The sequence below is a fragment of the Paraburkholderia sp. J8-2 genome, assembly GCF_905220195.1.
GTDB lineage: Bacteria > Pseudomonadota > Gammaproteobacteria > Burkholderiales > Burkholderiaceae > Paraburkholderia.
Genome location: NZ_CAJMZA010000001.1, coordinates 1,091,784 through 1,110,454 on the forward strand (window position 1 = coordinate 1,091,784; position 18,671 = coordinate 1,110,454).

Below are 18,671 nucleotides of genomic sequence, written 5' to 3' on the forward strand. Positions count from 1 at the left end.
ATTGAACCATCTATTCATCTAAACGTCTAGACGTTTAGTGGTACAGTCGTCCAACGCGAGCGCAACGGAGGTTTTCATATTTCCATCACGCCCTGCGCACTACAATGCACAAAACGCTATTGGAACCGAGAGGAATGACAGCACCATGACATCGAACGACGAGGCGCCGTCCAGCCTGCTTGAGCGCGGCGCGGGGGTGGCGGTGTGGCGGCAGATCGAACAGATCCTCGCGGCGGAGATCGCTGCGAAGGGCTTCGGCGAAGACGGCCGGCTGCCTAGCGAGGGCGAGCTTGCGCGCCGCTTCGACGTGAACCGCCACACGGTGCGGCGCGCGATGCTGGGCCTCGCGGCGCTGGGCCTCGTGAGCGTGGAGCAGGGGCGCGGCACCTTCGTGCAGCCCGGCGCAATCGATTACACCATCGGCAAGCGCACGCGCTTTACGGAGAATCTGAAGCGTCATCAGCATGCGGCGGCGGGCAAGCTTCTCGCGTCGTCGCGCGGCAAGGCGGACCCCACGGTCGCCAAGGCGCTCGGGCTGCGCGCGGGCGCGCTCGTGTACCGGCTCGAAACGCTGCACGAGTCGGACGGCGTGCCGCTCACGTATGCGCGCAGCTGGTATCCCGCCGCGCGCTTCGCCGATCTGCCCGTCGTCATGGAACGTGTCGACAGTACCTCGAAGGCGCTCGCCGAATACGGCGTGACGGACTATCTGCGCAAGTGGAGCCGTATCGGCAGCGTGCTGCCCGATGCCGAAGTGGCGCGCCGCCTGAACATCAACCGGCAGCAGCCGGTGCTGTGGGTCGAGAACGTCGACGTCGACCTCGATGGCGTGCCGATCAAGTACGGCGTCACGCACTTCGCCGCCGACCGCGTGCAGCTGATGGTGGAGCACGACCTATGAGCGTGCTGCACGAAGCCTGGAGCGAAGCCGCGCGCTTCGCGCTTTACTATGCGCCGCCGCGCGAGTCGGCGTGGTGGCAGGCGGGCTGCGCGTGGCTTGGCCGCGATCCGGAAACGGGCGACACCCTCGCGCCGCCGCCGTGGCTCGCCGGCTTGTCGCAGCCGCTGGAAACGCTCTCGGTCGCGCCACGCCGCTATGGCTGGCACGGCACCCTTGTGCCGCCATTCCGTCTGTCGCGAGGCGTGACGCCCACGGCGCTCCTTGCCGCCGCGCAGCAGTGGGCGCAGGAGCAGGCGCGCTTCGAAGCCCACGTCGAAGCGGCGTTGCTCGGCCGCTTCGTGGCGCTGCGCCCCGCCGACGACGCCGGCGAAACCGCACTGCGCGAACTGGCAGCCAACGCACTGCGCGCGCTCGGTTCGCTGCGCGCTCCACAAACGCCCGCCGAACTTGCGAAGCGCCTGGACGCGCCGCTCACGTCGCGCCAGCGCGCGTACGTCGAAGCGTGGGGCTACCCGTACGTGTTCGAAGAATTCCGCTTTCACATGACGCTATCCGATTCGCTGAACGACGCGCAAACGTGCGCACAACTCGTCGATGCCTGGAACGCGCGGATGCGCGATGCCGGCCCGCTGCCGGTGCAGGGCGCGGCGCTCTTCGTCGAACCCGAGCCGGGCGCGCCGTTCGTGCTGTGGCGCCGCCTGCCGTTCGCGGGGGAGCGCGCATGAAGGGCGGTCTGATCTACGTCATGGGGCCTTCGGGCGCGGGTAAGGACACGCTGCTGCGGTACGCGCGCGAGCGCCTGTCCGGTCAGGACGTCGTGTTTGCGCATCGCTACATCACGCGCGAGGACAGCGGCGGCGAGAACCACGTCGCGCTCACCGAAACCGAGTTCGAGGCGCGCTCGCAGCGCGGCCTCTTCGCGCTGCAATGGCGCAGCCATGCATTGCACTACGGCGTGGGCGTCGAGATCGACCAGTGGATGACGCTTGGCTGCACCGTCGTGGTGAACGGCTCGCGTGCCTACGCTGGCGAGGCGTTCGAGCGCTACCCGCGCATGACGCTCGTGCATATCGAAGCCGCGCAGCACGTGCTGGCCGCGCGCCTCGCTTCCCGCGCGCGCGAAACGCCCGAGCAGGTTGCGGCGCGCCTCGCGCGGCGCGCGCCGTTCGAGGTGCCGGCGGGCGCGGCGTTCGCGCGTATCGACAACTCCGGGCATCTGGAGGAAGCGGGCGAGGCGTTCGTCGAACTCGTGCGGCAGGCGGCGGCGGGGTAGCCAGCGCCGCGCTTAACAGCCGCTTAAGCGCTCGACCGGGCTGGGGGATTTTTGGTTGGGTGCGGTTGCCGTGAGAAGATTCAGGCGACCCGAGAACTCAACGAGAATGCCCTTGGACCGTTTCCAGGAGATGCAGATTTTCACGCGCATCGTCGACCGCCGCAGCTTCACGCAGGCGGCCGAGGATCTGAACCTGCCGCGCGCGACGGTCACCAATTCGATCAAGCGTCTCGAAGCGCGCCTGGGCGTGCGCCTGCTCGAGCGCACCACGCGCCAGGTGAAGCCGACGCTCGACGGCGACGCCTATTACCAGCGCTGCATGCGCCTGCTGGCCGACCTCGAGGAAACCGAGGAGGCGTTTCGCGACACCGATCCGCAGGGGCGATTGCGCGTGAACATGCAGGGCACGCTCACGCAGTATTTCGTGATGCCGCGCCTGCCCGACTTTCTCGCGCGCTACCCGCGCATCGAGCTTTTTATCGGCTCGGGCGACCACTTCGTCGATCTCGTGCGCGAGGGCGTGGACTGCGTGCTGCGTGCGGGCGAGCTGGCCGACTCGTCGATGATCGCGCGGCGCGTGGCGCTGCTCGAGCAGGTGACCTGTGCGAGCCCCGCGTACCTTGAACGGCACGGCGACCCGGAGTCGATCGAGGCGCTCGCGGGCACACGCACGGAACATCCTGGCCGCGCAGGTCATCGGGCCGTGAACTATGTTTCGCCGGCTACGGGCCGTGCACTTCCGCTCGAATTCACGACACCCGAAGGTGTTGTCAACGTGACGCTGCCGGGTCCGGTCGCCGTGAATGGCGCGGAACTCTACACGTCGGGCGCGCTGGCGGGGCTCGGTATCGTGCAGGTGCCGCGCTATCGCGTGCGCGAACTGCTCGCCAACGGCGAGCTTTGCGTGGTGCTGCCTGACCACCCGCCGCCGCCGTTGCCAGTTTCGGTGCTGTATCCGCAGAACCGCCAGCTGTCGCTGCGCGTGCGCGCTTTCGCGGACTGGCTCGTGCAGGTGTTTGCCGAGGTCGCCTGAACTGGCTTCGAGCGCGCCGGGCGGCGCGCTCAGTTGCGAGAAGTGGCGGGAAGCGGCGAACAGTCGCCTTCAGGTGCGCCGCGCGACCATGCCGGACACGCGCGCCGCGGCTTGCTGGAGCGGATCGAGGAAGGTCTTCACCATCTGCTTGGCGGAAGTGCGCTGCGCGTTGCCGCTGATGTTCATCGCGGCGATCACGCGGCCTTGCCGGTTGCGAATGGGCGCGGAGATCGAGATGAGCCCGCCTTCCAGTTCCTGATCGACGATCGCCCAGCCCTGCTGGCGCACCTGCGCGATGATCTTCTTGAGTTCGCCGACGTCGGTGACCGTGCGCGCCGTATGCGCGTAGAGCGGCGAGGAGCCGAGCGTTTCGTCGAGCGCGGCGTCGTCGAGCGAGGCGAGCAGCACACGCCCCATCGAGGTGCAATACGCAGGCAGGCGGCTGCCGATCGAGAGGTTGATCGTCATGATCTTGTGCGTGGGCACGCGCAGCACGTAGACGATCTCGGTGCGGTCGAGCACGGCCGCCGAGCAGCTCTCGTGCACCTCCTGCGAAAGCGCCTCCATCACCGGCTCGGCGAGATTCCAGAACGGCATCGACGTGAGGTACGCGAAGCCGAGGTCGAGAATGCGCGGAGTGAGGCGAAAGAGCCGCCCCTCCGCTTCGACGTAGCCGAGCGTCTGCAGCGTGAGCAGAATTCGGCGCGCCCCGGCGCGCGTGAGGCCCGTGGCGGCGGCGACGTCGGTCAAGGTCTGCTCGGGATGCTCGGCGTTGAACGCGCGGATGACCGAAAGCCCGCGCGCGAACGACTGCACATAGGAGTCGCCCGGCTTTTCGGGGATCTCCTGCTGGTCGGCGGAGCGGTTTGGCGAGGCACTGGAAGCGGAATTCATGGGCGTGGCGGTCGATCTTGCTGCGGCGCTTGGATAGGCTATCAAGATAGCGCAAGCGATCGGTTTCGCCAACAAGCGGCGGGGTCGAAGGGGGCACAAACCTTCGGGGCGGGGCGCCCGAGCAAACGTCGATCGCGCGGTGCGCCATGACATGCGTCAAATGCGCACATTGGATCAATTGACATTCAATTATTTGATTTCAGTCAATTAGCTGTGGTCGAAAAATATTGACGTATGAGCCGATTATTTAAGTCTGAATATTGGCATGTCATGACATTAAAATCAGGATAAAAGCGACGTCGAAATTCGAATGAATTGGCATATTTTCTGACAATTCATCGATCGCACCGCGCATCGCTTCGATCCCCTCCTTTGCCTGCGCGCGCGCTGGGTGTCGCGCTGAAACCGCCGCACCGTGGTCGTTTGCGAAATGAAAGCTATTAGAAAGATAATTGCGGCTTTCCGTCGCGCTTGCCTGGGCGAGCTTTGTCCCGCTCGCGAATCCTTAGCAAAGATCAAATTTTGAGATTGGTGCTTTCCGTAGAATCGCGCTGAATACGATACGGGTGCATTTTGCGTGGCGAATTTGCGATGCAAATGTGTTGGGTGTTTCGCGTTTTGGTGGACAACGGAAGAACAGGCAAACATGAAAGACAGAAAAGCCTTTAAAAGGTGGTTAATCCCCCTCGGCAGCGGGCTGCTCGTTTCTCTTGCGGGGTGCAGCGGCAATTTCGCCGTGCTGGACCCGAAGGGCAGCGTGGGCGCGGCCGAGAAGTCGCTCATCCTCACGGCCACGTGGGCCATGCTGCTGGTCGTGGTGCCCGTCATCATCCTGACGCTCGTGTTCGCGTGGCGCTACCGCGCTTCGAACCGCAACGCGACCTACGCGCCGAAGTGGGCCCACTCCACGGTGATCGAAGTGGTGGTCTGGGCCATTCCGGCCGCGATCATCCTGTTCCTCGCCATCCTCACGTGGCGCACCTCGCACGAGCTCGATCCGTACAAGCCGCTGGAGTCGAGTGTGAAGCCCATCAACGTCGAAGTCGTCGCGCTCGACTGGAAGTGGCTCTTCATCTACCCGGACCTCGGCATTGCCACGGTGAACCAGCTTGCCGTGCCGGTGGGAACCCCGGTCAACTTCCGCATCACGTCGGACGCGGTGATGAACTCGTTCTTCATCCCGCAGCTGGGCACCCAGGTCTACGCCATGGCGGGCATGCAAACGCGTCTGCACCTGATCGCCGACGAAGCCGGCGATTTCGACGGTCTCTCGTCCAACTACAGCGGCAAGGGTTTCTCGGACATGAAGTTCCGCACGCTCGCCACGAGCCAGCAGGACTTCGACGCGTGGGTGCAGAAGGTGAAGGCGTCGTCCACCCAGCTTTCGATGGACGAGTACGCAACGGTTTCGCAGCCGCAGGAGAAAGCGCCGGTGCAGTACTTCTCGACCGTCGACCCGAAGCTCTTCAATAACATCATCGCGAAGTACAACAACGGGCACGTCACGAATTTCGACCCGTCTTGCGTGACCAAGGGGTAAGCAGCATGTTCGGAAAACTCACATTAGAGGCGATCCCGTTCGATCAGCCCATCATTGTGATCGCGGCGGCGTTCATGGCGCTGATCGTGATCAGCGCGCTCGGTCTCGTTACGGTGACTGGCAAGTGGAAGTACATCTGGACCGAGTGGCTCACCAGCGTGGACCACAAACGCATTGGCGTGATGTACATGATCGTGGCGGTGCTCATGCTCGTGCGCGGCTTCACCGACGCGGTCATGATGCGCGTGCAGCAGGCCCTGGCGTTCAATTCGCCCGGCTACCTGCCGCCACACCACTTCGACCAGATCTTCACGGCGCACGGCGTCATCATGATCTTCTTCATGGCGATGGCGCTCATGGTCGGTTTCTTCAACCTTATCGTGCCCCAGCAGATCGGCGCGCGCGACGTGGCGTTCCCGTTCCTGAACTCGCTCTCGTTCTGGATGACGGTGTTCAGCGCAATCCTCATTAACCTCTCGCTCGTGATCGGTGAGTTCGCGAAGGTGGGCTGGCTTGCGTATCCGCCGCTTTCTGAGCTGCAGTTCAGTCCGGACGTGGGGGTGGATTACTACATCTGGGCGGTCCAGCTCTCTGGCGTCGGCACCTTGATCACGGGCGTGAACTTCTTCGTCACGATCATCAAGATGCGCGCGCCGGGCATGACGCTCATGAAGATGCCGGTGTTCACGTGGACGGCGCTGTGCTCGAACGTGCTCATCATGGCCACGTTCCCGATCCTCACGATCGCCGTGGCGCTGCTCGGCCTCGACCGCTACGTCGGCACGCACTTCTTCACGAACGACGGCGGCGGCAACGCCATGCTGTATCTGAACCTGATCTGGGCGTGGGGCCACCCCGAGGTGTACATCCTCGTGCTGCCTGCGTTCGGCATCTATTCGGAAGTGATGGCCACGTTCTGCAAGAAGCCGCTGTTTGGCTACAAGACGATGGTCTACGCCTCGTGCGCGATCATGGTGCTGGCGTTCCTCGTGTGGGCGCACCACTTCTTCACGATGGGCTCGGGCGCCGACGTCAACGCGTTCTTCGGCATCGCGACGATGATTATCGCCATTCCAACCGGCGTGAAGATCTTCAACTGGCTGTTCACGATGTACCGCGGCCGCGTCCACTTCACCGCGCCGGTGCTCTGGACCATCGGCTTCATGGTGACGTTCTCGATCGGCGGCATGACCGGCGTGATGATGGCGATCCCGGGTGCGGACTTCGTGCTGCACAACTCGCTGTTCCTCGTCGCGCACTTCCATAACGCCATTATCGGCGGCGTGGTGTTTGGCTACCTCGCAGGCCTGCAGTACTGGTTCCCGAAGGTGTTTGGCCTGAAGCCCAGCGAAAAGCTCGGCAAGGCGTCGTTCTGGTGCTGGTTCATCGGCTTCTACGTGGCTTTCGTGCCTATCTATGTGCTCGGCTTCATGGGCGCCACGCGCCGCACGAATCACTACGACGTGCCGGAATGGCATCCGTACTTCGTCGTTGCCGCCATTGGTGCAGCGATCATCGGGCTCGGTATCGTGTTGCAGGTCCTGCTGTGGGTGATGGCTTTCGTGAACCGCAACAAGGCTGAGTGCCAGGACGTGAATGGCGATCCGTGGGACGGCCGCACGCTCGAATGGGCAACGTCCTCGCCGCCGGCGGTCTACAACTTCGCGGTCATTCCGCAGGTTGAAGAGATCGACGCCTTCGCGCATATGAAGGAAACGGGCCGCGGGTACGGGCTCGCCGCGAAATACACGGACATCCATATGCCGTCCAACACGGCGGCGGGCCTCATCATCGGCATTCTTAGCCTCGTGCTGGGCTTTGCCGCCGTGTGGCACATCACGTGGCTTGCGGTGCTCGCCTTCGTCGGCATTGTGCTGACGATCATCATCAAGAGCTTTGGCAAGAACGACGGTTACTACATTCCGGCCGCGAAGGTCCGCGAGATCGAGGAACGGCGCTTCGGCACCGGCGTCGCCGTGGCCAAGCGTGATCTGGTCGCCGAGGAGGCAATCTGATGTTGCAGAAAACCAATGCGGCAACCCTTGCCGAACTCGATCACCACGATCATCCTGAGTCGCACTCGGTATTCGGCTTCTGGGTCTACCTGATGACCGACTGCGTGCTGTTCGCGGCGCTGTTCGCCACGTTCGGCGTGCTGGGTCACCAGTTCGCGGGCGGCCCGACGGGCAAGGACCTGTTCGATATTCCGGGTGTTGCGCTCGAAACGGCCGTGCTGCTGCTTTCGAGCATCACATACGGCTTCGCGATGCTCGGCGCGCAGCAGCGCAAGAACGGCATGGTACTCGGCTGGCTCGCTGTCACCTTCGTGCTGGGTGCGTCGTTCCTCGTGCTCGAACTGCGCGAGTTCTCGCACCTGATCGCAGAAGGGGCCGGCCCGCAGCGCAGCGCGTTCCTTTCGTCGTTCTTCACGCTTGTCGCCACGCACGGCCTGCACGTGTTCTTTGGCCTCGTGTGGATGCTCGTGATGATGATCCAGGTGGTTCGCGCGCGGCAGCTTGGCGAGCAGGAAATCCGCCGCCTCACGTGCCTGAGCCTCTTCTGGCACTTTCTCGACGTGGTGTGGATCTGCGTGTTTTCTTTTGTCTATCTGGGGAGCGTGCTCTAAATGGCTCAATCTCATGCTCATGCAGAGTCGCACGGCAGCCTCGGCAGCTATGTGGCGGGTTTCATTCTTTCGGTGCTGCTGACTGCCGGTGCATTCGGCGTTGTCCTGCACGGCTCGCTCGACGCCACCACGGCCATGATCGCGATCGCCGTGCTCGCCTTTGTGCAGGTGGTCGTACACCTCGTGTTCTTCCTGCATCTGAACACGTCGCCGGGGCAGGGCTGGAACGTGCTGTCGCTCGCGTACACGGTGCTGGCCGCCGCGTTCCTGATCTTCGGCACGATCTGGGTCATGCACAACGTCGGCATGCACATGATGTCGCGTTAAGCCTTTGTCCCACTGGCCGGCGCTTCGCGCCCGCCTGAACTCGCGAAGCCGCACGGGCACCCTCCCTGTGCGGCTTTTTCGCTTTTGGCGCCACTTGTCCGCGTGCTTGACACCCGTCCCGGGACGCGCCTATTATGGCCGTCAAATTGTTCGATTAACGATCATTGGTTCGACAGTCGAACAAATCGCACGAGGACGTGCGCGTTCGATCTCCCATTTTCGCCCGCGCAGTCCGTCAATCTCAATCATCTTGGCATGGGATCGCATCAAGAGCTTGCGATCGAAAGGAGACTCACATGACGGAAGCATTCATCTGCGACGCGATTCGCACGCCTATTGGCCGCTACGCGGGCGCGCTTGCCCAGGTTCGCGCCGACGACCTCGGCGCCGTGCCGCTCAAGGCGCTCATGGAGCGCAACAAGGACGTGGACTGGACGGCGGTCGACGACGTCATCTACGGTTGTGCGAACCAGGCGGGCGAAGACAACCGTAACGTCGCGCGCATGTCGTCGCTGCTGGCTGGCTTGCCGCAAGCCGTGCCGGGCTCGACGGTGAACCGCCTGTGCGGTTCCGGCATGGACGCTGTGGGCATCGCCGCGCGTGCGCTCAAGTCCGGCGAAACGGGGCTGATGATTGCGGGCGGCGTGGAAAGCATGAGCCGCGCGCCGTTCGTCATGGGCAAGGCGGCGAGCGCCTTCGCTCGCGACGCCGCGATCTACGATACGACGATTGGCTGGCGCTTCGTCAATCCGCTGATGAAGCAGCAATACGGCGTGGACTCGATGCCGGAAACGGGCGAGAACGTCGCGGTCGACTACAACGTGAGCCGTGCCGATCAAGACGCGTTTGCGGTTCGCAGCCAGCAAAAGGCGGCGCGCGCGCAGGCCGACGGCACGCTGGCGCAGGAGATCGTCGCGGTGACGATTGCGCAGAAGAAGGGCGATCCGATTGTTTTCTCGCGTGACGAGCATCCGCGTGAGACGAGCCTCGAAGCGCTGGCCAAGCTCAAGGGCGTCGTGCGCCCGGACGGTTCGGTCACGGCTGGCAATGCTTCGGGTGTGAACGACGGCGCTTGTGCGCTGCTGCTCGCCAATGAGCAAAACGCCAAGCGCTTCGGGCTCGTGCCGCGTGCGCGCGTGCTGGGCATCGCAACGGCCGGCGTCGCGCCGCGTGTGATGGGCATCGGCCCCGCGCCCGCTACGCAGAAGCTCCTCGCACGTCTGAACATGACCATCGATCAGTTCGATGTCATCGAGTTGAATGAAGCTTTTGCTTCGCAAGGGCTCGCTGTGCTGCGCATGCTCGGCGTTGCCGATGACGATCCTCGTGTCAATCCTAATGGCGGCGCGATTGCGCTTGGGCATCCGCTTGGGATGAGCGGCGCACGGCTCGTGACGACCGCCACGTATCAGCTCCATCGCACGCAAGGGCGCTTCGCGCTTTGCACGATGTGTATCGGCGTGGGACAGGGGATTGCGATTGCTATCGAGCGTGTCTGATTTTCGGTCGCTCTGAAACGCGAAAGCCGCGGATCGATTGGATCCGCGGCTTTTTTGTTGTGCTGTGCGCCCTGGTTTTTCCTTGGGGCGGTGTTGCTCAGGTTGGGTCGGCCAGGTGCGGCAGCGACGGCAACGCCGAACGGTCTGCCGCTCTGGCGACGCCCTTGTCACGGTCCGCCGAGATGTGGCTGTTGGTTTCGCTCAAGCCCCGCTCGCTCATATGGCTTGCCGATCTTCCGTCCGCATGGAGACTGTGGCCGCGCGCGTGATGTCCCGCCCGGTCGCCCGCTCGCGCGAGTCCCTTGTCACGGTCCGCCGAAACGTGGCTGTTCGTGTTGCTGAACCCCGTGTGGCTCATATGGCCAAATGACATCCCATCCGCATGGCCAACACCCGCGCCCAACGCGGCGCCATGGCCGTTTCCACCACCGTTCCCGCCACCGCTGCCACCGCCGTTCCCGCCTCCGTGCGCATAAGCCGTAGCCGAAGCGCAAGCCAGCAAGCAGGCCACCGTTGCAATGATCGTTCGTGCTTTTCTCACGTTTGTCTCCCTAACGCTTTCGACGCGTCGATTGTATGAGCAGCACCGGTCGCAAGGTGTGCCCCATGTGTAATCGTCTGTAAGTGCTGTATCGAGTCTGTTGGTGTTGTCTCTCGTTGCGGTTGCACGACAGTGCTGGACGTTTGGTATGCCAACTTACAAAAGCCCGCGACATGGCTCTCCTGCATCCTGGCTGGGCAATCTCGTGTGCGGCGTAAGGGATTCCACTCATATCGGTCCGCCATCCGCTGGTGCACTGCGTCGATGCGCATCTCTTTTCGTGAAGATAGTCGTGCAATCAATCAAAATTATCTCGGTCAGCGGCAAGTATTCTGACTAAATGACAGAAATAGTGCTGAAAAACAGGTGTAAAAAATATGGATACCTAAATAATGGAGAGATTTCGGGATCGCTATGAAAACGCTTCCGTCTAGTGTGGAAACGTTTCCGGCTGCTTCCCGCATTGCTATACGTTAAGCACATGTCAATGCACACTGCAAAGCCGTGCGAAAAAAGTATTTCGCGCTACGCAATAAATACGCGCTTCGTTTCAACGCGCAATCTCGGAGGAATTTGAGCACCCGCAAACCCTTGGGAAATCATCCGTATTCATTGCCGATCGCTTGATCCGCTTCCGGCCACGTAGCGTCCCCGTTTTAGGCGCCGCGCGTAGAATCGGTCGCACTTCGGCGCCACACGCCGATGCAAATATGGCAGTCAATTCAAACCGGTTTGATGAGGAGAATGCGAATGACGAAGGCAGCGATTCTAGCGGCGGCATGGGTAGTGGGCGTAGGCATTTCGCAGGCGGCGTTCGCGCAAAACGACGCGCCCGCGTCGGCGCCGCAAGGGCAAAGTGCGCTTGCCAGCGCAGCGCAGGAAGTGATCGCCAACGCAGAGCCGGTGCATATTCACGCGAAGATCGTCGGCATCGATCGCGCTGCGCGCGTCGTCACGCTGCGCGGCCCGCAAGGCAATGAAGTCGATATCGCACTCAGTCAGCAGGTGAGCAACTTCGATCAACTGAACGTGGGCGACACGGTCGACGTGCTCTACAAGAACGCACTGCTCGTGACCGCCGAAAAGATCACGGGCAAGGACAAGGGCATTCGCAAGCGCGTGGATACCAATGTCTATTTGCCCGCGTCGTCGGGTTACGACGCCGCGCGTCAGGTCGAAGTTCAGGCCACGGTACAGCATATCAACGCGAAGAAACGTGAAGTGACGCTGCGCGGCGCGTATCAGACCGTCACGCTCCAGGCCACGCCCGATATCGATCTCAAGACCTTGAAGGTCGGCGACACGATCCACGCCGTGTTCGTTTCCGCTTACGCGACGCAGGTGACGCCGGCCGGCGCCGCGCAGTAAGCGTAAAAAAGCCGGCGCATAGTGGCGCCGGCTTGTGCGATCCGAACGGGCGCCTGCGAAGGCGCCCGTTTTTTTCGTGGGCTTACATGCCCGCCATGCACATGTACTTGATGACCACGTAGTCATCCACGCCGTAGTGCGAGCCTTCGCGGCCCAGGCCCGACTGCTTCACGCCGCCAAACGGCGCGACTTCGTTCGAGATCAGACCGGTGTTGATGCCCACCATGCCGTATTCGAGCGCTTCAGCTACGCGCCACACGCGGCCGATGTCACGGCTGTAGAAGTAAGCGGCGAGACCGAACTCGGTATCGTTCGCCATCCTGATCACCTCTTCATCCGACGAGAAGCGGAACAGCGGCGCGAGCGGGCCGAAGGTTTCGTCGCGTGCAACCTTCATCGCAGGCGTGACGCCGGTGAGGATGGTCGGCTCGAAAAAGCCGTGGCCGAGCGCATGGCGCTTGCCGCCTGCGATCACCTGGGCGCCTTTCGCGAGCGCGTCCTCGATATGCGATTCCACCTTCAGCACGGCCGCTTCGTTGATGAGCGGGCCTTGCGTCACGCCTGCTTCGGTGCCGAGGCCGACCTTGAGCTTTTCAACGGCGTCGCGCAGTTTGGCCGCGAACGCGTCGTACACGGCGTCGTGCACATAGAAGCGGTTCGTGCACACGCAAGTCTGGCCGCTGTTGCGATACTTCGATGCGATGGCGCCGGCTACAGCGGCATCGAGATCGGCGTCTTCGAACACGATGAACGGTGCGTTGCCGCCCAGCTCCAGCGAGACCTTCTTGACGGTCGAGGCGCACTGGCTCATGAGCAGGCGGCCCACCGGCGTCGAGCCCGTGAACGAGAGCTTGCGCACGGTCGGGTTGCTCGTGAGTTCGCCGCCAATCGCCTTCGGGTCGCCCGTCACCACGCTGAAGATACCGCGCGGCACGCCAGCGCGTTCGGCCAGCACGGCCAGTGCGAGCGCCGAGAACGGCGTGGCTTCGGCGGGCTTGAGCACGATCGGGCAGCCTGCCGCGAGCGCGGGGCCGACCTTGCGGGTGATCATCGCGGCGGGGAAGTTCCACGGCGTGATCGCGGCGCACACGCCCACCGGTTCCTTCGTCACGACAATGCGCTTGTCGTTGGCGGGCGTGGGGATCGTGTCGCCGTAAATGCGCTTGCCTTCTTCCGCGAACCACTCGAGGAACGACGCGGCATAGCCGATTTCGCCCTTCGCTTCGGCGAGCGGCTTGCCTTGTTCCGTGGTGAGGATCAGCGCGAGGTCATCGGCGTTTTCCATCATCAGGTCGTGCCATTTGCGCAGGATGCTGCTGCGCTCCTTCGCGGTCTTCGCGCGCCATGCGGGCCATGCGGCATTGGCGGCGGCGATCGCGCGGCGCGTTTCGGCCGCGCCCATGCGCGGCACCGTGCCGATCAGCGCGCCAGTGGCGGGATTCTTCACTTCGAACGTTGCGCCGTCTTCGGCGCCTTGCCATTCGCCGTTGATATAGGCGTTGGTTTGCAGCAGCGATGCGTCTTTCAGATTCATGCCCGAGCTCCCGGTAGGCGTAGATTCGATTCGTTTAGAACGACGAACGGCACAGCGGCAATCGCCGGTGTGCCGTTTCGTGGATGGCCCGCGTCATAGTCCACTGCACGCGGGCCTCAAAGTTGTGAAGGCTTACGCCGGCACGCCCACGGCTTCCTTGATCGACTCTTCGAGGATCGCGAGCGCTTCGTCGAACACGGCGTCCTGGATCGTCAGCGGGAACAGGAAGCGCACGACGTTCGAGTACACGCCGCACACGAGCAGCAGCAGGCCGCGGTTCAGCGCTGCGGTTTGCACGCGCTTGGTGAAGTCGGCGTCGGCTTCGTTCGTGCCGGGCTTGCAGAACTCCACGGCGTTCATTGCGCCCGGGCCGCGCACGTCGACGATTTGCGGCACGTCGGCCTTCATCGCGTTGAGCTTGGCCTTGAGCTTGTCGCCGAGCTTCGTGGCGCGCTCGCAGAGCTTTTCCTCTTCGATGATCTCGATCACGGCGTGCGCCGACGCCACGGCCAGCGGGTTACCCGCGTACGTGCCGCCGAGACCGCCAGGCGCTGCGGCGTCCATCACTTCCGCGCGGCCCACCACGCCCGACAGCGGCATGCCGCCGGCCAGGCTCTTGGCGATCGTCATGAGGTCAGGCGTGACGTCGTAGTGCTCCATCGCGAACAGCTTGCCGGTGCGCGCGAAGCCCGTTTGCACTTCGTCGGCGATCAGCAGGATGCCGTGCGTGTCGCAGATCTTGCGCAGGCCGCGCACGAAGTCTGCCGGCGCCTGGTAGAAGCCGCCTTCGCCTTGAACCGGTTCGAAGATGATCGCGGCCACGCGCTTCGGATCGATGTCGGCCTTGAACAGCATTTCGATGTGCTTGAGCGAGTCAGCCGTGCTGATGCCGTGCACCGAATTCGGGTACGGCGCGTGGTACACGTCGGCCGGGAACGGGCCGAACGCGAGCTTGTACGGAGCGACCTTGCCCGTGAGCGCCATGCCCATCAGCGTGCGGCCGTGGAAGCCGCCTGCGAACGCGATCACGCCCGGACGGCCCGTGTGGGCACGTGCGATTTTCACGGCGTTTTCAACGGCTTCGGCGCCGGTCGTGAAGAACGCGGCTTTCTTGGCGAAGCTGCCCGGTGCGCGCTGGGCGATCTTCTCGGCCAGCGAGACATACGACTCGTACGGCACGATCTGGTAGGCCGTGTGCGTGAAGTGGTCGAGCTGCGCCTTGATGGCGGCGACGATCTTCGGATGGCGGTGGCCCGTGTTGCACACGGCGATGCCGGCGGCGAAGTCGATGAAGCGGCGGCCTTCCACGTCCCACAGCTCGGCGTTTTCAGCGCGCTCGGCGTAGAAGTCGCACATCACGCCCACGCCGCGCGGGGTAATGGCGTTCTTGCGGCTTTGCAGATCGGCGTTCTTGCTCACGTTCATCTCCTGTGGAATCGGTGTCAGTTCTAGGGTTGGTTGGCGGACCGGCAAACAGTCCATGTCGCGACTATACTCACGTTTGGCTCTAAATTTCAGAGCCAATCAGTGCAATATTTAGGAGCCAATTTCGATGCGTGCGAGTGTTCTCTCCGATTGGCTGGCCCAACGGCTCGACCGCGGCAGCGCCCAGCCGGTGTACCGGCAGCTGCACAAGCTGCTGCAGCAGGCGATCCTTTCGCGCGAGCTGCCAGCCGGCGCGCGGGTGCCGTCATCGCGGCTGCTGGCGGCGGAGTTGGGGATTGCGCGCAATACCGTGACGCAGGTCTACGAACAATTGGTGCTCGAAGGCTATGTCACGTCGGCCACGGGGCGTGGCACCTTCGTGGCCGATACGTCGCCCGACGAGATCGTCGGGGCGACGGAAATTGGCTCTGTTCAGACGCGGAAAAATAGCGATATTTCAGGAGCCGTGCCGCATGGCGGGGTCGTTGCAACTAACAGCCAGATCGCGCACGGCACGGAATCAGTCGCTGCGGTGGCGTCTGGCGTTGCAGCGGCAAGCGGCCCGGAAACCGTCGCCGCCGGGCATTCGCAGCGCCCCGCGGCGCGCTCGCTCTCGGTTCGCGGCGCGCGCCTGATCGGAAGCGCGGGCGTGTCGAAGCGCCAGGGCGGCGCGTTCATGCCGGGCGTGCCCGATGTCTCCCGCTTTCCCTCGCGTGTCTGGACGCGTCTGCACAACAAGTACTGGCGCAGCCTGCGGCCGGACCTGCTGACCTACGCGCCCGGCGGCGGCCTCGCGCTGCTGCGCCACGTGCTCGCCGACTATCTGCGCACCTCGCGCTCGGTGCGTTGCTCGCCGGAGCAGATCATCATCACGACGGGCATTCATCAGTCGGTGGACCTGGCCGTGCGCCTGCTCTCCGACCCCGGCGACACCATCTGGACCGAAGACCCGTGTTACTGGGGCGTGCGCAGCGTGTTGCACGTCTCGGGCCTCAATACGCGGCCGATCGCCGTGGACAGCGAGGGCCTCAACCCGTCGCCTGACGACTTCGCTGCGCCGCCGCCGCGGCTCATGCTCGTCACGCCTTCGCACCAGTATCCGCTCGGCATGGTGATGAGCCTCGCGCGCCGCCGCATGCTGCTCGAGTACGCGCGCCAGCACCAGTGCTGGATCATCGAGGACGACTACGACAGCGAGTTCCGCTACGGCAGCCGCCCGCTCGCCTCTTTGCAGGGGCTCGATACGGCCGGGCAGGTGATCTATGTGGGGAGCTTCGGCAAGACGCTCTTTCCGGGCTTGCGCGTGGGCTATCTCGTTGCGCCGGAAGCGCTCGCGGAAAGCTTCGCGACAGCGAGCGCGGAGTTGTATCGCGAGGGGCAATTGCTGCAGCAGGCCGTGCTTGCGGAGTTCATCGCCGAGGGGCATTTCACTTCGCATATCCGCAAGATGCGCGCGCTCTACGGCCAGCGCCGCCAGGTGCTGCTCGACGCCGTTTCGCGCCGCTACGGCGACGCGCTGCCCGCCATGGGCGGCGACGCTGGCCTGCACGTCGTGATGCAACTGCCCGAGGGCAGCGACGACCGCGCCGTGGCTGAAGCCGCGCTCGCGCGCAATATCGTCGTGCGGCCGCTTTCGGGGTATTACTCGTCGCGCGAGCGCGCGAACCCGGGCTTGTTGATCGGCTATGCGTGCGTGCCCGACGAGGAAATCGCGCCGGCGTTCGAAACGCTGGCCGAGGCGATCGATACGACGCTACCCGCGTTCGTGTGAGCGACTACGGGCCGGTCACAGCCGGATCAGCACCGCGCCGCAAGTGACCAGCGCGCAAGCGACCATGCGGCGCGCCGTGAGCTTCTCGTTCATGAACAGCCAGCCGATCAGCACGGCGAAGATCGACGAAAGCTCACGCAGCGCGGAAACCATCGCGATAGGCAAGAAGCGGAACGCTTCGATCACGAGGCAATACGCCGTGAGGGCGAGTACGCCCGCGAGCATGCCGCGCGCGACCGCGGACTTCGAGGTGAACATCTGCGCCGCGCCGCCGCGCAGCTTGCAGACCACGAGAAACTGCGGGACGTTCCAGAGCAGATACACCCACATGATGTAGCTCATGCCGTTGCCGGCGAGGCGCGCGCCGATGCCGTCGATGACCGAATACATCGCGATGAAAAGGCCCGTGAGCAGCGCGTAAGGCACGCTCTCGCCCGAAAAACGCATGCCGCGCCGGAAGGCGAGTGACATGATGCCGAGCGAAACGAGTGCAACGCCCGTGGCCGCGAGCGCATGCAGTTCTTCGTGCGCGAACACGAGCGCGCCCCCGAATACGAGCATCGGCGAGAGCCCGCGCGCAATGGGGTAGATCTGCCCGAAATCGCCGCTGCGATAAGCGCGGATCAGCGTGAAACAGTACACGAACTCCAGCACAACGGAAGCGGCGATATACGGCCAGCTCGCCTGCGCGGGCAGCGGCAGCACGCACACGCCGATCGCGCTCACGACAATGTACGGCACCGAGAACATGCCGAGCAGCCAGAGGCGGTCGCCCGAAAGATGGAGGAAGGCGTTCCAGCTCGCGTGCATGAGCGCCGAGAGCAGGACCAGCAGGACGACGAAACTGGCCATTGGGCAGCAGATTGGTTCGGTAGGTTAGGGCGGATGCGGGCCGTTGCGGCCGCAAGGAAGCGATTATTCCACCGATTGCCCGCGATTGCCACAAATTGCCACAAATCGCCAGAAAAGAGGATGCGCGAGCCGTGTTCTGGCTCGCGCGGGGTGAGGTGAGCGTTGGGTCGAACTGCGGTGTCAGATCACGCGCGCACGCAGTCTTGCGGAGATGAGATCGATGGCCGTGACGACGACGATCACCATGATGAGCACGGCACTGGTCTGCTGATAATCGAACGAGCGGATTTCCTCGTACAGCACGACGCCGATGCCGCCCGCGCCCACCATGCCCACCACCATCGCCGAGCGCACGTTCGACTCGAACCGGTAGAGCGCGTAAGAGATCCACAGCGGCATGACCTGGGGCAGCACGCCGTAGATGATCTCGTCGAGCGGCGAGGCGCCCGTGGCGCGCACGCCTTCCACGGGGCGCGGGTCGATGGCTTCCACGGCCTCGGCAAAGAGCTTCGCGAGCACGCCCGTGGTATGCACCCACAAGGCGAGCACGCCTGCGAACGGCCCGAGGCCCACGGCCACGATGAAGAGCATCGCGAACACCATCTCGTTGATGGCGCGGCACGCGTCCATCAAACGCCGCACGGGATGCAGCACCCACGCGGGCGCGAGATTGTGCGCCGACATCAACCCGAACGGCACCGCGCAGACAATGGCGAGCGCCGTGCCCCACAGCGCCACCGCGACCGTGACCCACATTTCGTGGGCGTACGTGCGCCATTCCGTGAAGTCCGGCGGGAAGAAGCCGCGTGCGAACGTGCCCATGTTCGCGGAGTCGGAGAAGAGGTCGAGCGGGCGCATGTCGGCGCCGTGCCACGCCACGCCGAGCAGCACGAACACGATGGCCCAGAGCACGAGCGAGGACCAGCTGCGCTTGCCTGCCTGCTTGCTCGCCGCAAGGACGGCCGCCGCTTGGGTCGCATGGGCCGCTTGTGGCGCGGCGGCGGCCGGCGTCGCCGCCGGTCCGGCAACGGGCTCGGTAACGTCTGCCTGCCGCACGGCGCGTGAGCGGTCGAAATCCATTGCGCCC

At 63.9% G+C, this 18,671-nt stretch carries 17 protein-coding genes; 11 read left to right on the top strand and 6 right to left on the bottom strand.

The window, feature by feature from the left end:
• The first annotated feature begins 145 nt into the window (after positions 1–145).
• The 4 genes from phnF to U5A52_RS04805 all read left to right on the top strand — a co-directional run bounded on the left by phnF (position 146) and on the right by U5A52_RS04805 (position 3,207).
• The gene (gene phnF / locus U5A52_RS04790; protein WP_321911513.1) at positions 146–901 is read left to right on the top strand and encodes a phosphonate metabolism transcriptional regulator PhnF; all 756 of its coding nucleotides are present in this window, start codon (positions 146–148) and stop codon (positions 899–901) included.
• On the top strand, positions 898–1,626 hold the full coding sequence (locus tag U5A52_RS04795) for a DUF1045 domain-containing protein (protein WP_321934076.1): 729 nt from the start codon (positions 898–900) through the stop codon (positions 1,624–1,626). The genes phnF and U5A52_RS04795 overlap by 4 nt, the downstream gene beginning before the upstream one ends.
• Positions 1,623–2,174 carry a phosphonate metabolism protein/1,5-bisphosphokinase (PRPP-forming) PhnN gene (phnN, locus tag U5A52_RS04800; RefSeq protein WP_321934077.1) on the top strand — a complete coding sequence of 184 codons (552 nt, stop codon included), beginning with the start codon at positions 1,623–1,625 and terminating at the stop codon, positions 2,172–2,174. The genes U5A52_RS04795 and phnN overlap by 4 nt, the downstream gene beginning before the upstream one ends.
• Before the next feature lie 112 nt (positions 2,175–2,286).
• On the top strand, positions 2,287–3,207 hold the full coding sequence (locus U5A52_RS04805; RefSeq protein ID WP_321911508.1) for a LysR family transcriptional regulator: 921 nt from the start codon (positions 2,287–2,289) through the stop codon (positions 3,205–3,207).
• 69 nt (positions 3,208–3,276) lie between these two features.
• Here the strand turns inward: U5A52_RS04805 and U5A52_RS04810 are convergent, their stop codons facing one another.
• Positions 3,277–4,101 (bottom strand): IclR family transcriptional regulator, encoded by an 825-nt coding sequence (locus tag U5A52_RS04810; RefSeq protein ID WP_321911506.1) that lies wholly within the window; start codon positions 4,099–4,101, stop codon positions 3,277–3,279.
• Between the two features lie 646 nt (positions 4,102–4,747).
• Between U5A52_RS04810 and cyoA the strand changes: the two genes are divergently transcribed.
• From cyoA to pcaF, 5 genes are all read left to right on the top strand, one after another.
• Positions 4,748–5,641, top strand: coding sequence for a ubiquinol oxidase subunit II (gene cyoA / locus U5A52_RS04815; RefSeq protein ID WP_321911505.1), 894 nt, complete (start codon positions 4,748–4,750; stop codon positions 5,639–5,641).
• Between the two features lie 5 nt (positions 5,642–5,646).
• Positions 5,647–7,656, top strand: coding sequence for a cytochrome o ubiquinol oxidase subunit I (cyoB, locus tag U5A52_RS04820; protein ID WP_321911503.1), 2,010 nt, complete (start codon positions 5,647–5,649; stop codon positions 7,654–7,656).
• Positions 7,656–8,267 carry a cytochrome o ubiquinol oxidase subunit III gene (gene cyoC / locus U5A52_RS04825; RefSeq protein ID WP_321911501.1) on the top strand — a complete coding sequence of 204 codons (612 nt, stop codon included), beginning with the start codon at positions 7,656–7,658 and terminating at the stop codon, positions 8,265–8,267. The genes cyoB and cyoC overlap by 1 nt, the downstream gene beginning before the upstream one ends.
• The gene (gene cyoD, locus U5A52_RS04830) at positions 8,268–8,594 is read left to right on the top strand and encodes a cytochrome o ubiquinol oxidase subunit IV (RefSeq protein ID WP_321934078.1); all 327 of its coding nucleotides are present in this window, start codon (positions 8,268–8,270) and stop codon (positions 8,592–8,594) included.
• A 296-nt stretch (positions 8,595–8,890) separates the two neighbouring features.
• A complete protein-coding gene (gene pcaF / locus U5A52_RS04835; protein ID WP_321911496.1) occupies positions 8,891–10,093 on the top strand; it encodes a 3-oxoadipyl-CoA thiolase in 1,203 nt (400 codons plus the stop codon).
• A gap of 97 nt (positions 10,094–10,190) precedes the next feature.
• Here pcaF and U5A52_RS04840 read toward each other — a convergent pair whose 3' ends face one another.
• Entirely contained in the window at positions 10,191–10,634 is a 444-nt protein-coding gene (locus U5A52_RS04840) for a hypothetical protein (protein WP_321911495.1), read from the bottom strand.
• A 750-nt stretch (positions 10,635–11,384) separates the two neighbouring features.
• Between U5A52_RS04840 and U5A52_RS04845 the strand changes: the two genes are divergently transcribed.
• The gene (locus tag U5A52_RS04845) at positions 11,385–12,002 is read left to right on the top strand and encodes a hypothetical protein (protein WP_321934079.1); all 618 of its coding nucleotides are present in this window, start codon (positions 11,385–11,387) and stop codon (positions 12,000–12,002) included.
• A gap of 82 nt (positions 12,003–12,084) precedes the next feature.
• Here U5A52_RS04845 and gabD read toward each other — a convergent pair whose 3' ends face one another.
• A complete protein-coding gene (gabD, locus tag U5A52_RS04850) occupies positions 12,085–13,536 on the bottom strand; it encodes an NADP-dependent succinate-semialdehyde dehydrogenase (RefSeq protein ID WP_321911492.1) in 1,452 nt (483 codons plus the stop codon).
• 132 nt (positions 13,537–13,668) lie between these two features.
• On the bottom strand, positions 13,669–14,961 hold the full coding sequence (gabT, locus tag U5A52_RS04855) for a 4-aminobutyrate--2-oxoglutarate transaminase (protein WP_321911491.1): 1,293 nt from the start codon (positions 14,959–14,961) through the stop codon (positions 13,669–13,671).
• A gap of 127 nt (positions 14,962–15,088) precedes the next feature.
• Between gabT and U5A52_RS04860 the strand changes: the two genes are divergently transcribed.
• Positions 15,089–16,732, top strand: a complete 1,644-nt coding sequence (locus U5A52_RS04860) for a PLP-dependent aminotransferase family protein (protein ID WP_321934080.1) — start codon at positions 15,089–15,091, stop codon at positions 16,730–16,732.
• 15 nt (positions 16,733–16,747) lie between these two features.
• Here the strand turns inward: U5A52_RS04860 and U5A52_RS04865 are convergent, their stop codons facing one another.
• Positions 16,748–17,584, bottom strand: a complete 837-nt coding sequence (locus U5A52_RS04865; RefSeq protein WP_321934081.1) for an EamA family transporter — start codon at positions 17,582–17,584, stop codon at positions 16,748–16,750.
• Positions 17,585–17,764: 180 nt separating this feature from the next.
• Positions 17,765–18,664: a phosphonate ABC transporter, permease protein PhnE gene (phnE, locus tag U5A52_RS04870; RefSeq protein ID WP_321934082.1), complete on the bottom strand. Its 900-nt coding sequence runs from the start codon at positions 18,662–18,664 to the stop codon at positions 17,765–17,767.
• Positions 18,665–18,671 lie beyond the last annotated feature (7 nt).